Origin of the sequence: Phenylobacterium sp., assembly GCF_041913825.1 — a bacterium.
Lineage (GTDB): Bacteria > Pseudomonadota > Alphaproteobacteria > Caulobacterales > Caulobacteraceae > Phenylobacterium.
This window is the reverse complement of the sequence record NZ_JAYSEO010000027.1, coordinates 49,091-61,393: the sequence shown is the minus strand read 5'-3', so window position 1 is coordinate 61,393 and position 12,303 is coordinate 49,091. Positions and strand designations below refer to the sequence as shown.

The 12,303-nt window shown below is 67.1% G+C and carries 23 protein-coding genes; all 23 read left to right on the top strand.

The window, feature by feature from the left end:
* The first annotated feature begins 167 nt into the window (after positions 1-167).
* The 23 genes from ACE3Q8_RS19340 to secY all read left to right on the top strand — a co-directional run bounded on the left by ACE3Q8_RS19340 (position 168) and on the right by secY (position 12,278).
* Entirely contained in the window at positions 168-1,001 is an 834-nt protein-coding gene (locus ACE3Q8_RS19340) for a GIN domain-containing protein (RefSeq protein ID WP_374471995.1), read from the top strand.
* A 300-nt stretch (positions 1,002-1,301) separates the two neighbouring features.
* Complete coding sequence (rpsJ, locus tag ACE3Q8_RS19335; protein ID WP_012521787.1) at positions 1,302-1,610, top strand: 30S ribosomal protein S10; 309 nt, start codon at positions 1,302-1,304, stop codon at positions 1,608-1,610.
* Between the two features lie 12 nt (positions 1,611-1,622).
* The gene (gene rplC, locus ACE3Q8_RS19330) at positions 1,623-2,390 is read left to right on the top strand and encodes a 50S ribosomal protein L3 (protein ID WP_374471994.1); all 768 of its coding nucleotides are present in this window, start codon (positions 1,623-1,625) and stop codon (positions 2,388-2,390) included.
* Positions 2,390-3,028 carry a 50S ribosomal protein L4 gene (gene rplD, locus ACE3Q8_RS19325; protein WP_374471992.1) on the top strand — a complete coding sequence of 213 codons (639 nt, stop codon included), beginning with the start codon at positions 2,390-2,392 and terminating at the stop codon, positions 3,026-3,028. The genes rplC and rplD overlap by 1 nt, the downstream gene beginning before the upstream one ends.
* Complete coding sequence (locus ACE3Q8_RS19320; protein WP_374471991.1) at positions 3,028-3,330, top strand: 50S ribosomal protein L23; 303 nt, start codon at positions 3,028-3,030, stop codon at positions 3,328-3,330. The genes rplD and ACE3Q8_RS19320 overlap by 1 nt, the downstream gene beginning before the upstream one ends.
* Before the next feature lie 4 nt (positions 3,331-3,334).
* Positions 3,335-4,171, top strand: coding sequence for a 50S ribosomal protein L2 (gene rplB / locus ACE3Q8_RS19315; RefSeq protein ID WP_374471989.1), 837 nt, complete (start codon positions 3,335-3,337; stop codon positions 4,169-4,171).
* 3 nt (positions 4,172-4,174) lie between these two features.
* A complete protein-coding gene (rpsS, locus tag ACE3Q8_RS19310; protein WP_374471988.1) occupies positions 4,175-4,453 on the top strand; it encodes a 30S ribosomal protein S19 in 279 nt (92 codons plus the stop codon).
* 2 nt (positions 4,454-4,455) lie between these two features.
* The gene (gene rplV, locus ACE3Q8_RS19305) at positions 4,456-4,836 is read left to right on the top strand and encodes a 50S ribosomal protein L22 (RefSeq protein WP_374471986.1); all 381 of its coding nucleotides are present in this window, start codon (positions 4,456-4,458) and stop codon (positions 4,834-4,836) included.
* Positions 4,836-5,600: a 30S ribosomal protein S3 gene (gene rpsC / locus ACE3Q8_RS19300; protein WP_374471984.1), complete on the top strand. Its 765-nt coding sequence runs from the start codon at positions 4,836-4,838 to the stop codon at positions 5,598-5,600. Before rplV ends, rpsC begins: the two co-directional genes overlap by 1 nt.
* A 12-nt stretch (positions 5,601-5,612) precedes the next feature.
* Positions 5,613-6,044 carry a 50S ribosomal protein L16 gene (rplP, locus tag ACE3Q8_RS19295; protein ID WP_374471982.1) on the top strand — a complete coding sequence of 144 codons (432 nt, stop codon included), beginning with the start codon at positions 5,613-5,615 and terminating at the stop codon, positions 6,042-6,044.
* Positions 6,044-6,238, top strand: a complete 195-nt coding sequence (rpmC, locus tag ACE3Q8_RS19290) for a 50S ribosomal protein L29 (RefSeq protein ID WP_374471981.1) — start codon at positions 6,044-6,046, stop codon at positions 6,236-6,238. Before rplP ends, rpmC begins: the two co-directional genes overlap by 1 nt.
* A gap of 13 nt (positions 6,239-6,251) precedes the next feature.
* A complete protein-coding gene (gene rpsQ / locus ACE3Q8_RS19285) occupies positions 6,252-6,503 on the top strand; it encodes a 30S ribosomal protein S17 (protein WP_332049717.1) in 252 nt (83 codons plus the stop codon).
* Positions 6,504-6,518: 15 nt separating this feature from the next.
* Positions 6,519-6,887 (top strand): 50S ribosomal protein L14, encoded by a 369-nt coding sequence (gene rplN / locus ACE3Q8_RS19280; protein WP_257818398.1) that lies wholly within the window; start codon positions 6,519-6,521, stop codon positions 6,885-6,887.
* A complete protein-coding gene (gene rplX, locus ACE3Q8_RS19275; RefSeq protein ID WP_374471979.1) occupies positions 6,887-7,204 on the top strand; it encodes a 50S ribosomal protein L24 in 318 nt (105 codons plus the stop codon). Before rplN ends, rplX begins: the two co-directional genes overlap by 1 nt.
* Positions 7,197-7,757, top strand: coding sequence for a 50S ribosomal protein L5 (rplE, locus tag ACE3Q8_RS19270; protein ID WP_374471977.1), 561 nt, complete (start codon positions 7,197-7,199; stop codon positions 7,755-7,757). Before rplX ends, rplE begins: the two co-directional genes overlap by 8 nt.
* Positions 7,758-7,775: 18 nt before the next feature.
* Positions 7,776-8,081, top strand: coding sequence for a 30S ribosomal protein S14 (gene rpsN / locus ACE3Q8_RS19265; RefSeq protein WP_374471975.1), 306 nt, complete (start codon positions 7,776-7,778; stop codon positions 8,079-8,081).
* A gap of 12 nt (positions 8,082-8,093) precedes the next feature.
* Positions 8,094-8,489, top strand: a complete 396-nt coding sequence (gene rpsH, locus ACE3Q8_RS19260; protein ID WP_374471974.1) for a 30S ribosomal protein S8 — start codon at positions 8,094-8,096, stop codon at positions 8,487-8,489.
* A gap of 1 nt (position 8,490) precedes the next feature.
* Positions 8,491-9,024: a 50S ribosomal protein L6 gene (gene rplF / locus ACE3Q8_RS19255; RefSeq protein WP_374471972.1), complete on the top strand. Its 534-nt coding sequence runs from the start codon at positions 8,491-8,493 to the stop codon at positions 9,022-9,024.
* Positions 9,025-9,027: 3 nt separating this feature from the next.
* Positions 9,028-9,387 (top strand): 50S ribosomal protein L18, encoded by a 360-nt coding sequence (gene rplR / locus ACE3Q8_RS19250; RefSeq protein WP_374471971.1) that lies wholly within the window; start codon positions 9,028-9,030, stop codon positions 9,385-9,387.
* A 9-nt stretch (positions 9,388-9,396) separates the two neighbouring features.
* Positions 9,397-9,984 carry a 30S ribosomal protein S5 gene (gene rpsE / locus ACE3Q8_RS19245; RefSeq protein ID WP_374471969.1) on the top strand — a complete coding sequence of 196 codons (588 nt, stop codon included), beginning with the start codon at positions 9,397-9,399 and terminating at the stop codon, positions 9,982-9,984.
* Positions 9,985-9,992: 8 nt separating this feature from the next.
* Positions 9,993-10,169: a 50S ribosomal protein L30 gene (gene rpmD / locus ACE3Q8_RS19240; RefSeq protein ID WP_332049725.1), complete on the top strand. Its 177-nt coding sequence runs from the start codon at positions 9,993-9,995 to the stop codon at positions 10,167-10,169.
* 190 nt (positions 10,170-10,359) lie between these two features.
* The gene (gene rplO / locus ACE3Q8_RS19235) at positions 10,360-10,845 is read left to right on the top strand and encodes a 50S ribosomal protein L15 (RefSeq protein WP_374471967.1); all 486 of its coding nucleotides are present in this window, start codon (positions 10,360-10,362) and stop codon (positions 10,843-10,845) included.
* Between the two features lie 83 nt (positions 10,846-10,928).
* On the top strand, positions 10,929-12,278 hold the full coding sequence (gene secY, locus ACE3Q8_RS19230) for a preprotein translocase subunit SecY (RefSeq protein ID WP_374471965.1): 1,350 nt from the start codon (positions 10,929-10,931) through the stop codon (positions 12,276-12,278).
* Positions 12,279-12,303 lie beyond the last annotated feature (25 nt).

Here is a 12,303-nt window from a genome sequence, read left to right as displayed (position 1 = left end):
ATCAAGTAAGCGCAAGCTGACCTGATCCACGACAGAGGCCGCCGGGGACACCCCCCGGCGGCCTTTTTCTTTGGGCGCATGACCCGGATGTCATGACCGCGATTTAAGCTGCCTCGGGGCAGGGCGGACGCTAGCTTCCCCGTGGGTTTGGACATGGGGAGAAGGCGATGCGTCTTCCGATCGCACTGGTGGCCGCGGGCGCGGCCTTGGCCGCCGCAGGCGCGGCGCAGGCCGCTTCCGTGGAGATCCGCGACGCGGTGGCCCGCGTGACGGTGATCCCGGAGAATCGCAGCGACGTGCGCGTGGAGATCGTACGCGCCAACGCCCGCGTGCCGCTGCAGGTCCGCACGACGGGCGAGCGGACCATCATCGATGGCGACCTGGCCCGGCGCATCCGCAACTGCAGCGGGGCCGGTCAGAACGTGCGGGTGGAGGTCCGGGGCGTGGGCGACATCGCCTGGGCCGACATGCCCCAGGTGGTCATCCGGACGCCGCGCAACGTCAGCGTCGACGCCGAGGGCGCGGTGTTCGGCTCGGTGGGCCGCTCGGCCAGCCTTGAGCTCGAGAACGCCGGGTGCGGCGATTGGACCGTCGCCAATGTCGAGGGCCGCATGCGCATCAGCCAGGCGGGCTCGGGTGACACCCGCACCGGCTCCGCCGGCAGCGCCCGGATCCGCATCGCCGGCTCCGGCGACGTCGCCACGGCCGAGGTCCGGGGCGGCCTGGAGGTAGACATCGCCGGCTCCGGCAGCGTCGGCGTCGCGTCGATCTCCGGGCCCCTGGAAGTGGAGATCGCCGGCTCCGGCGACGTGAAGGTGGGCGGCGGGCGCGCCAGCGCCATGTCGGTCTCCGTCGCCGGCTCGGGCGACGTGGACTTCGACGGCGTCGCCGACAGCCTGCAGGCCCGCATCGCCGGGTCCGGCGACATCGAGGTCCGGCAGGTGAGGGGGAACATCACCCGCACCGTGCTGGGCTCCGGCGCGATCCGCGTGGGGAACTGACAAGAACGTCGCGCCCGCCGGGAACCTCCCCGCGGGCGCTTGACGAAGACGAGTCGCATAGGTATTTACGCGCCTCCTGTTGGACCGGCTGTGCGCTTCGGCGCAGACGCGGCCCGCGGAACGAACCTGAGACAGTGCTAAAACCTAGCGTTTCGGGACAGGCCCTCGCAGCTTGCGCGCGGGCCTAAGTCGTTTGTAGCGGACTTACGCGTACGGGCTCTCTCGAGGGCTCGGGTTGGTCTTTGAAATGGTCGAGATCACGCGGACGGACCGCCGTCTGTAGGGAACGAAAAGAGCGATATGGATCGTCAGAACATCCGCATCCGCCTGAAGGCGTTCGACCACCGCGTGCTGGACCATTCCACGCGCGAGATCGTCAACACCGCCAAGCGGACCGGCGCCACCGTGCGCGGGCCCATCCCGCTGCCGACGCGCATCGAGAAATTCACCGTCAACCGTTCGCCGCACATCGACAAGAAGTCGCGCGAGCAGTTCGAAATCCGCACGCACAAGCGCGTGCTCGACATCGTCGACCCCACCCCGCAGACCGTGGACGCGCTGATGAAGCTCGACCTGTCCGCCGGCGTGGACGTCGAGATCAAGCTCTAAGGGGATCGGTCGATGCGTACCGGCGTGATCGCCAAAAAGCTGGGGATGGCCCGCTTCTTCGATGAAGCCGGCGCCCATGTCCCGGTGACCGTGCTCAGCCTCGAAGGCTGCCAGGTCGTCGCCCAGCGCACCAAGGACAAGGACGGCTACGTCGCGCTCCAGCTCGGCGCTGGCGCGAAGAAGGCCAAGAACACCTCGAAGGCCCTGCGCGGCCACTTCGCCAAGGCTCAGGTCGAGCCGAAGCGGACCGTCGCGGAGTTCCGGGTGTCGGAAGACAACCTGATCGACGTGGGCGCGGAGCTCACCGCCGACCACTTCGTCCCCGGCCAGAAGGTGGACATCACCGGTCTGACCGTCGGTAAGGGTTTCGCCGGCGCCATGAAGCGCTGGAACTTCGGCGGCCTGCGGGCCACCCACGGCGTGTCCGTGTCGCACCGTTCGCACGGTTCGACCGGTAACCGTCAGGATCCGGGCCGCACCTTCCCGGGCAAGAAGATGGCCGGTCATCTCGGCCAGGAAACCGTCACCACCCTCAACGTCACCGTCTGGCGTGTGGACACCGAGCGGAACCTGATCCTGGTGAAGGGCTCCGTGCCCGGCACCGAAGGCACGTTCGTGAAGATCCGCGACGCGGTGAAGTCGGCCCTGCCGGCCGAAGCCCCGAAGCCGGGCGCGTTCCGCACCGCGGGCGCTCCGACGGCGACCGAGGCCCCGGCGGAAGAGGCTGCTGCGGCTGAAGCTCCGGCGGCGGAAGCTCCGGAAGCTGGGGAACAAGCGTAATGAAGCTCGACGTCATCAAACTCGACGGCGGGAAGGGCGGCTCGATCGAGCTGGCCGACGAGATCTTCGGCATCGAAGAGATCCGCGGCGACATCCTGCAGCGCGTCGTCACCTGGCAACTGGCGAAGCGCCGCGCCGGGACCCACAAGATCCAGGTCCGCAACGAGGTCTCTCGTACGGGCAAGAAGATGTACAAGCAGAAGGGCACCGGCGGCGCCCGTCACGGTTCGCGCCGTGCGGCCCAGTTCGTCGGCGGCGCCAAGGCGCACGGCCCGGTCGTCCGCAGCCATGCGTTCGACCTGCCGAAGAAGATCCGCGCGCTGGCCCTGAAGCACGCCCTGTCGTCCAAGGCCAAGTCGGGCGCCCTGATCGTCCTCGACTCCGTCGCGGTGCAGGAAGCCAAGACGGCCGCGCTGCGCGAGCAGCTCGGCAAGATCGGCGTGACCCACGCGCTGGTGATCGCCGGCGCCGAGGTCGACAACAACTTCAAGCTGGCCGCCCGCAACATCCCGAACGTGGATGTGCTGCCGAGCGCCGGCCTGAATGTCTACGACGTGCTGCGGCGCCAGACCCTGGTCCTGACCAAGGACGCGGTCGAAGCGATCAACGCGCGCTTCCAGGCTAAGGAGGCCGCGTAATGGCCGAGCAACCCACCGCCCGTCACTACGACACCATCCTCGCGCCGGTGATCACCGAGAAGGCGACCCTGCTCTCCGAGCAGAATAAGGTCGTGTTCCGCGTCGCCGCCGACGCGTCCAAGGACGAGATCGCTTCGGCGGTCGAGGCGCTGTTCAAGGTCAACGTGACCAAGGTCAACACCCTGAACGTCAAGGGCAAGACCAAGCGCTTCCGCGGCATCAAGGGCCGTCGTTCCGACGTCAAGAAAGCTGTCGTGACCCTGGCCGAGGGCCAGTCGATCGACATCACCACGGGGCTCTGATCCGATGGCCTTGAAGCAGTACAACCCCACGTCCCCGGGCCGGCGCCAGCTGGTCCTGGTGGACAAGTCCGAGCTCCACAAGGGCCGCCCGGAGAAGTCCCTCGTCGAGGGCCTGACCAAGTCCGGCGGCCGGGGTGGCGGCGGCCGCGTGGCCGTGCGCTTCCGCGGCGGCGGCGCCAAGCGCCTCTACCGCAAGGTGGACTTCAAGCGCCGCAAGTTCGACGTGGTCGGCACGGTCGAGCGCCTGGAGTACGACCCGAACCGGTCGGCCTTCATCGCGCTCGTCAAGTACGCCGACGGCGAGCTGGCCTACATCCTGGCTCCGCAGCGCCTGAAGGCCGGCGACCAGGTGGTGGCCTCCGAACGCGCGGACGTGAAGCCGGGCAACGCCATGCCGCTGCGCGGCATGCCGATCGGCACCATCATCCACAACGTCGAGCTGAAGCCGCTGAAGGGCGGCCAGATCGCCCGCTCGGCTGGCGCCTACGCCCAGCTCGTCGGCCGTGACGCCGGCTACGCCCAGATCCGCCTGAACTCGGGCGAGCTGCGGATGGTGCCGGACTCCTGCATGGCGACGGTCGGCGCGGTCAGCAATCCCGACCATATGAACGAAGTCATGGGCAAGGCCGGCCGCAACCGGCACAAGGGCCGCCGGCCCCACGTCCGTGGCGTCGCCATGAACCCGGTCGATCACCCGCACGGCGGCGGTGAAGGCAAGACCTCGGGCGGCCGTCACCCGGTCACCCCGTGGGGCAAGCCGACCAAGGGCTCGAAGACCCGCACCAACAAGGCGACGGACAAGTTCATCATCCGCTCGCGTCACGCTCGGAAGGCTCGCTAAGGCATGACCCGCTCTGTCTGGAAAGGCCCGTTCGTCGACGGGTACCTGCTCAAGAAGGCCGAGACGGCTCAGTCGTCCGGCCGGAAGGACGTGATCAAGACCTGGTCGCGCCGCTCCACCATCATGCCGCAGTTCGTGGGCCTCACGTTCGGCGTGCACAACGGCCAGAAGCACGTCCCCGTGCTGATCTCGGAAGACATGGTCGGGATGAAGCTCGGTGAGTTCGCGCCCACCCGCTACTTCCCGGGCCACGCGGCCGACAAGAAGGCCAAGAGGAAGTAAGCATGTCCAAGCAAGCGAAAGCACGTCGGCTGCAGGGCATCGAAGCGATGGCCAAGGTGCGCACCCTGCGCACCAGCCCGCGCAAGCTCAACCTGGTCGCCCAGTCGATCCGCGGCCTCAAGGTCCAGCGGGCGCTGAACGAGCTGGAATTCAGCCACAAGCGCATCGCCCGCGATGTGCGCAAGGCGCTCTACTCGGCGATCTCCAACGCCGAGAACAACCACAACCTCGACATCGACAACCTGATCGTCGCCGAGGCCTTCGTGGGCAAGAACCTGGTGATGAAGCGCTTCGCCGCCCGTGCGCGCGGCCGGGCGTCTCGCATCGAAAAGCCGTTCTCCGAGATCACCATCGTGGTCCGCGAGCTGGGTGAGGCCGCCTGATGGGTCAGAAAGTCAATCCGGTCGGGCTTCGTCTCGGCATCAACCGCACCTGGGACTCCCGTTGGTTCGCCGACGGCCAGGAGTACGGCAAGCTGCTGCACGCCGACATCAAGATCCGTCGCGCCCTGAAGAAGCGCCTGTACCAGGCCGGCGTGTCGCGGATCGTGATCGAGCGTCCGCACAAGAAGTGCCGCATCACCATCTATGCCGCGCGCCCCGGCGTGATCATCGGCAAGAAGGGCGCGGACATCGACAAGCTGCGCAAGGACGTGGCGGCGATGGCCGGCGGCGCCGAGGTGCACCTGAACATCGTCGAGATCCGCAAGCCGGAAACCGACGCTCAGCTCATCGCCGAGAACATCGCCCAGCAGCTCGAGCGCCGCGTGGCCTTCCGCCGCGCCATGAAGCGTTCGATGCAGTCGGCCATGCGCCTGGGCGCCAAGGGCGTCCGGATCAACGTCTCGGGCCGTCTGGGCGGCGCCGAAATCGCCCGCATGGAATGGTACCGCGAAGGCCGCGTGCCCCTGCACACCCTCCGCGCCGACGTGGATTACGGCTTCACCGAAGCCAAGACCACCTACGGCGTGATCGGCGTGAAGGTGTGGGTCTTCAAGGGTGAGGTGCTCGAGCACGACCCGATGGCTCTCGACAAGCGCCTGGCCGGCGAAAGCGGCCCGGCCGGCGAGGGCGGTGGCCGTGAGCGTGGCGATCGTCCGGACCGCGGCCCGCGCCGTGAGCGTCGCGGCGAGCCGGCGAACGCCTAAGGAAGCGAAGTCATGCTCTCTCCGAAGAAGACCAAGTACCGCAAGCAGTTCAAGGGCCGTATCTCCGGTATGGCCAAGGGCGGCTACACCCTGAACTTCGGCTCCTACGGGCTGAAGTCGGTGGAGCCGGAACGCATCACTGCGCGTCAGATCGAAGCCGCTCGTCGGGCGATCACGCGTCAGATGAAGCGCCAGGGCCGGGTGTGGATCCGCATCTTCCCGGACGTGCCGGTCACCGGCAAGCCGGCGGAAGTGCGGATGGGTTCGGGCAAGGGTTCGGTCGAGTACTGGGCCGCCCGCGTCGAGCCCGGCCGGATCATGTTCGAAATCGACGGCGTGCCGGACGATGTGGCCCGTGAAGCCCTGCGCCTCGGCGCGGCCAAGCTTCCGGTGAAGACCCGCATCGTCACCCGCATCGACGCCGCTGTCGCGGAGCACGCCTGATGAAGATCGACGACATCCGGGGCATGACCCCCGACCAACTGGCCGAACAGCTCGTCAACCTGAAGAAGGAGCAGTTCAACCTGCGCTTCCAGAAGGCGACCGGCCAGGTGGAGAAGACCCATCGCGTGGGCGAGGTGCGCAAGGATATCGCGCGCATCCAGACCGTCCTGCGCGCCAAGCAGGCCCAGGCCTGAGGAGATACGGATAATGCCCAAGCGAATTCTCGAAGGCGTTGTCGTCTCCGACAAGGGCGACAAGACGGTCGTGGTGAAGGTCGAGCGGACCTTCCTGCACCCGGTGCTGAAGAAGACCGTCCGTCGGTCGAAGAAGTACCACGCCCATGACGAGGCCAACGCCTACAAGGCCGGCGATCTCGCCCGCATCATCGAATGCGCGCCGCGGTCGAAGCTGAAGACGTGGGAAGTGCTGCCCAAGGGCGGCGCGGACCAGCAAGCGTAAGAGGGATCAGATCCAATGATCCAGATGCAAACTAACCTGGACGTCGCCGACAATTCCGGCGCCCGCCGGGTCATGTGCATCAAGGTGCTCGGCGGCGCGAAGCGCCGCTACGCCTCGGTGGGCGACCGCATCGTCGTTTCCGTGAAGGAAGCGATCCCGCGCGGCCGCGTGAAGAAGGGTGACGTGCTGCAGGCGATCGTCGTGCGCACCAGCCAGGCGATCAAGCGCAAGGATGGCTCGGTCATCCGGTTCGACAAGAACGCCGCCGTGATCGTGAACAAGCAAGGCGAGCCGATCGGCACCCGTATCTTCGGGCCGGTGCCTCGCGAACTGCGTGCGAAGAACCACATGAAGGTCATTTCGCTCGCCCCCGAGGTGCTGTGATGGCTGCCAAGATTCGCAAGGGGGACCGCGTCGTGGTCCTCACCGGTAAGGACAAGGGCCGTCAGGGCACCGTCCAGAAGGTGTTCCCCAAGGAGCAACGCGTGCTCGTGGAAGGCCTGAACATGGTTCAGCGCCACACCCGTCCGACGCAGTTCGACCCGCAGGGCGGCATCAAGAACAAGGAAGCGCCGATCCACCTGTCGAACGTGGCCGTGGTCGACTCCGCCGGCAAGCCGACCCGCGTCGGCTTCCGCGTGGAAGGCGACAAGAAGGTCCGGTTCGCCAAGACGAACGGCGAGGTGATCACCAATGGCTGACCAAGCTTACGAACCGCGGCTGAAGACCGAATACCGTTCGCGCATCCGCAAGGCGCTGAAGGACCAGTTCGGCTACACCAACGAGATGCAGATCCCCAAGCTGGACAAGATCGTCCTGAACATGGGCGTCGGCGAAGCCGTGGGTGACTCGAAGAAGATCCAGGCGGCCATGACCGACCTGGCGAAGATCGCCGGCCAGAAGCCGGTGGCCACCAAGGCCCGCACGTCCATCGCCGGCTTCAAGCTGCGCGAGGGCATGACGATCGGCGCCAAGGTGACGCTCCGCCAGGACCGCATGTACGAATTCCTGGACCGGCTGATCACGATCGCGCTGCCGCGCGTGAAGGACTTCCGGGGCCTGAAGCCCACCTCGTTCGACGGCCGTGGCAACTACGCCATGGGTCTCAAGGAGCACATCGTGTTCCCCGAGATCAACTACGACCAGATCGAGCAGATGTGGGGCATGGACATCATCGTCGCCACGACTGCGAAGACCGACGACGAAGCGCGCGCGCTTCTCAAGGAATTCCAGTTCCCGTTCGTGCAAGCGTAACGGGAAGGAAAGAGCACCATGGCCAAGAAAAGCGCCGTCAACCGCAACGAACGCGTCAAGCAGCTCGTCAAGCAATACGCCTCCAAGCGCGATGAGCTGAAGGCGATCGCCAACGACGAGAGCCTGCCGCTCGAAGATCGTTTCGAAGCCCGGCTGAAGCTCGCGGAGCTGCCGCGCAACTCGTCCAAGACCCGCATCCGCAACCGGTGCGAGGTCACGGGCCGTCCGCGCGCGTACTACCGCAAGCTGAAGATGAGCCGGATCTCCCTGCGCGACCTCGGTTCGCACGGGCTGATCCCCGGCCTCGTCAAGTCGAGCTGGTAAGGAGAGGGTCTCATGGTCAACGACCCCATTGGCGACCTGATCGCCCGCATCAAGAACGCCGCCGAGCGCGGCCGCACCAAGGTCTCGACGCCCGCGTCCAAGATGCGCGCCCGTGTCCTCGACGTGCTGGCCGACGAAGGCTACATCCGCGGCTACCACCTGGTGGAAAAGCCCGGCGCCTTCCCCGAGTTCGAGATCGAGCTGAAGTACTTCGATGGCCAGCCGGTCATCGTGGAGATCAGCCGCGTTTCGAAGCCCGGCCGCCGCGTCTATTCGTCGATCAAGGACCTGAAGCCCGTGAAGAACGGCCTCGGGATCTCGATCCTGTCGACGCCCAAGGGCGTCATGTCCGACACCGCGGCGCGTGACGCCAACGTGGGCGGCGAAGTGCTCTGCCGGGTCTACTAAGATGTCGCGGATCGGAAAGAAGGCGGTCGCCGTGCCCAACGGGGTGACGGTGACCCTCGAAGGGCAAGCGGTCACGGTGAAGGGCCCCAAGGGCCAGCTCTCCTGGACCGTGCCGGACGAGATCGAAGTGCGCCAGGAGGGCGCCGAGCTGCTGCTCGCCAAGCGCGTGGAGAACACCCGCGCGCAGGCGATGTGGGGCCTCTCGCGCACCCTGGTGAACAACATGGTCACCGGCGTGACCCAGGGCTACGAGCAGGCGCTCGAGCTCGTGGGCGTCGGCTACCGGGCGGCGATGAAGGGCCAGGCGCTCTCCATGCAGCTCGGCTTCAGCCACGACGTGGACATCCCGCCGCCGGCGGGCATCTCCTTCGCCACGCCGAAGCAGACCGAGATCCGGATCTCGGGCATCGACAAGCAACTGGTCGGCGAAACCGCGGCGCGCATCCGCCGCATCCGTCCGCCCGAGCCCTACAAGGGCAAGGGCGTGCGCTACGCCGGCGAGCAGGTCCGCCGCAAGGAAGGCAAGAAGAAGTAAGCCATGGCGCTCTCTCCCCGCGACACCAACAAGCGCCGCGCGCAGCGCGTCCGCACCCGCCTCCGCAAGGTCGCGGCCGGCCGTCCGCGCCTGTCGGTCTTCCGTTCGTCCAAGAACATCTACGCCCAGGTCATCGATGACGAAGCGGGCGTGACCCTGGCTGCGGCCTCGTCGCTGGAAGGCGGCGAGAACAAGCAGAAGGGCTCGGACAGGGAAGCCGCCGCCCGCGTGGGCGCCCTGGTCGCGCAGCGCGCGATCGAAAAGGGCGTCAAGGCCGTGGTCTTCGACCGTGGCGGCTACCTCTATCACGGCCGGGTCAAGGCCCTGGCTGACGCCGCGCGCGAAGCCGGCCTGGATTTCTAAGGAACGATCATGGCTCGCAGGAACGAAGAGCGCGGCGACCGTCGCAATCGCGAAGAAGAGCGCGACAGCGAAATCGTCGAGAAGCTGGTCCACATCAACCGCGTCGCGGCCACCGTGAAGGGCGGCCGCCGGTTCTCCTTCGCCGCCCTCATGGTGGTCGGCGACCAGAAGGGCCGCGTCGGCTTCGGTCACGGCAAGGCGCGTGAAGTGCCGGAAGCCATCCGCAAGGCGACCGAGGAAGCCAAGAAGTCCATGGTCCGCGTGCCGCTCCGCGAGAGCCGCACCCTGCACCACGACGGCTACGGCCGCTGGGGCGCGGGCAAGGTCATGGTCCGCACGGCGCCTCCGGGCACCGGCGTCATCGCCGGCGGTCCGATGCGTGCGGTGCTCGAAACCCTGGGCGTGCAGGACGTCGTCGGCAAGTCGGTCGGCTCGTCCAACCCCTACAACATGGTGCGCGCGACCTTCGAGGCGCTGAAGGCCCAGTCTTCGCCCCGTCAGGTCGCGGCCAAGCGCGGCAAGAAGGTCTCCGACGTGATCGGCCGTCGCGCCGACGGCGCCTCGGCGGCCCAGCCCGCCGCGGACGCGGAAGGGTAAGGTACAAGATGGCTACGATCACCGTTCGTCAGACCGGCAGCCCGATCCGCCGGACCAAGGACCAGCGGGCCACGCTCGCCGGCCTGAAGCTGAACCGCGTCGGTCGCGTGTCGACCCTCGAGGACACCCCCGCCGTCCGTGGGATGATCGCCAAGGTCGCCCACATGGTGGAGATCGTCGAGTAGGACGAGCCTTCCTCCGGAAGGTCCGGTCTTCCCAGCGGAAGACCCAGGAAATCAGTCGAGGGGGTTGCATCCGCCGCTCTGGCAGGGTTCAACCCCCTCGATCCGTTTTGGCCCGTATCCGCAAGGGGAGGGCCGCACATCCGCCGAGTCGGGGCCTGCGCCCCGGCGCCAGATCTCCAAGGAGAGGCAAATGAGCAAGCTGAACGAACTTTCCCCGCGCGAAGGCTCCACCAAGAACCGCATGCGGGTCGGCCGCGGCCCGGGCTCGGGCAAGGGCAAGACCGGCGGCCGTGGCGTGAAGGGCCAGAAGGCGCGCTCGGGCGTCGCCATCGCCGGCTTCGAGGGCGGCCAGATGCCGCTGCACATGCGGATGCCGAAGCGGGGCTTCAACAACCCGTTCGCCAAGGAATTCGCCGAAGTGAACCTGTGGCGCCTGGAGCAGGCGATCGCCGCGGGCAAGCTCGACGCCGGCCAGGCGATCGACGCCGAGGCCCTGGTGAAGGCTGGCGTTCTGCGCCGCGCCAAGGACGGCGTGAAGCTGCTCGGCAAGGGCGAGCTGACCTCCAAGATCAACATCACGGTCTACTCGGCCACCGCCTCGGCGCGGGCGGCGGTGGAAAAGGCCGGCGGCTCGGTGACCACCACCAAGCCGGAAGCCGCCGCGGCGGAAGCCTAAGCTCGACCTGCGACCATCCCGGCCTCGCTATAGGGGCCGGGGTGTCCTATCTGAGCAGGACAACGAGTCAGGGGATACGGTGAATGGCTTCGGCCGCTGAGCAGCTCGCCGCCAATATGAACTTCGGCGCCTTTTCCAAGGCGACGGAGCTCCACAAGCGCATCTGGTTCACCCTCGGGGCGATGATCGTCTATCGCCTCGGGTGCTACATCCCGATCCCCGGCATCGATCCGGTGGCCCTGCAACAGGCCTTCCAGGGCCAGGCCCAGGGCATCCTCGGGATGTTCAACATGTTCTCGGGCGGCGCCGTCGAACGGATGGCCATCTTCGCCCTGAACGTGATGCCGTACATCTCGGCATCGATCATCGTGCAGCTCCTGGGGACGGTCTATCCGCCGTGGGAGAAGCTCCGGAAGGAAGGCGGCGAGGCGGGGCGCAAGACGCTCAACCAGTACACCCGCTACCTGACGGTGATCCTGGCGGTCTTCCAGTCGTTCGGCATCGCCATGGGGCTGGCCAACTCGCCCGGCCTCGTGGACAACCCCGGCCCGTTCTTCATCATCGCCACCGTCGTCACCCTGACCGGCGGCACGATGTTCCTGATGTGGCTGGGCGAGCAGATCACCAGCCGCGGCGTCGGCAACGGGATCAGCCTGATCATCTTCGCCGGTATCGTCGCGGTCCTGCCGCAGTACATCTACCAGGCGTTCTCCCTGACCCGCACGGGGGCGATGAGCGGCGGCGCGCTGCTGCTGATCGCCATCCTGATCGTCGCCGTGACGGTCGCCATCGTCTTCATGGAACGCTCCCAGCGCCGGCTGCTCGTGCAGTACCCGAAGCGCCAGCAGGGCAATCGCATGTTCGGCGGCGACACCTCGTTCCTGCCGCTGAAGATCAACACCGCCGGCGTGATCCCGCCGATCTTCGCCTCGTCGCTGCTGCTGCTGCCGACCACGGTGATGGGCTTCGCGGCCAACAGCGACCTGCCGACCTGGCTGCAGTGGCTGCCCGCCGCGACGGGTCAGCTTCAGCACGGACGCCCGGCGTTCATGGTGATGTACGGCGCCCTGATCGTCTTCTTCTGCTTCTTCTACACCTCGGTCGTGTTCAATCCGGACGACACCGCGGAGAACCTGCGAAAGTACGGCGGCTTCCTGCCGGGCATCCGGCCGGGCAAGCGGACGGCGGAGTACCTGGACTTCGTGCTGACCCGCCTGACGGTGATCGGCGCGGCCTATATCGCCCTGGTCTGTCTGCTGCCGGAGGCGCTGATCGGCTTCTACAACGTCTCCTTCTACCTGGGCGGCACCTCGATCCTGATCGTGGTGAGCGTGACGATGGATACGGTGACCCAGATCCAGTCGCACCTGCTGGCCCACCAGTACGAAGGCCTGATCAAGAAATCCAAGCTGCGGGGCGCGCGCGGCCGCTGAGCCGCCGCCAGTGGAAGGACGCCGG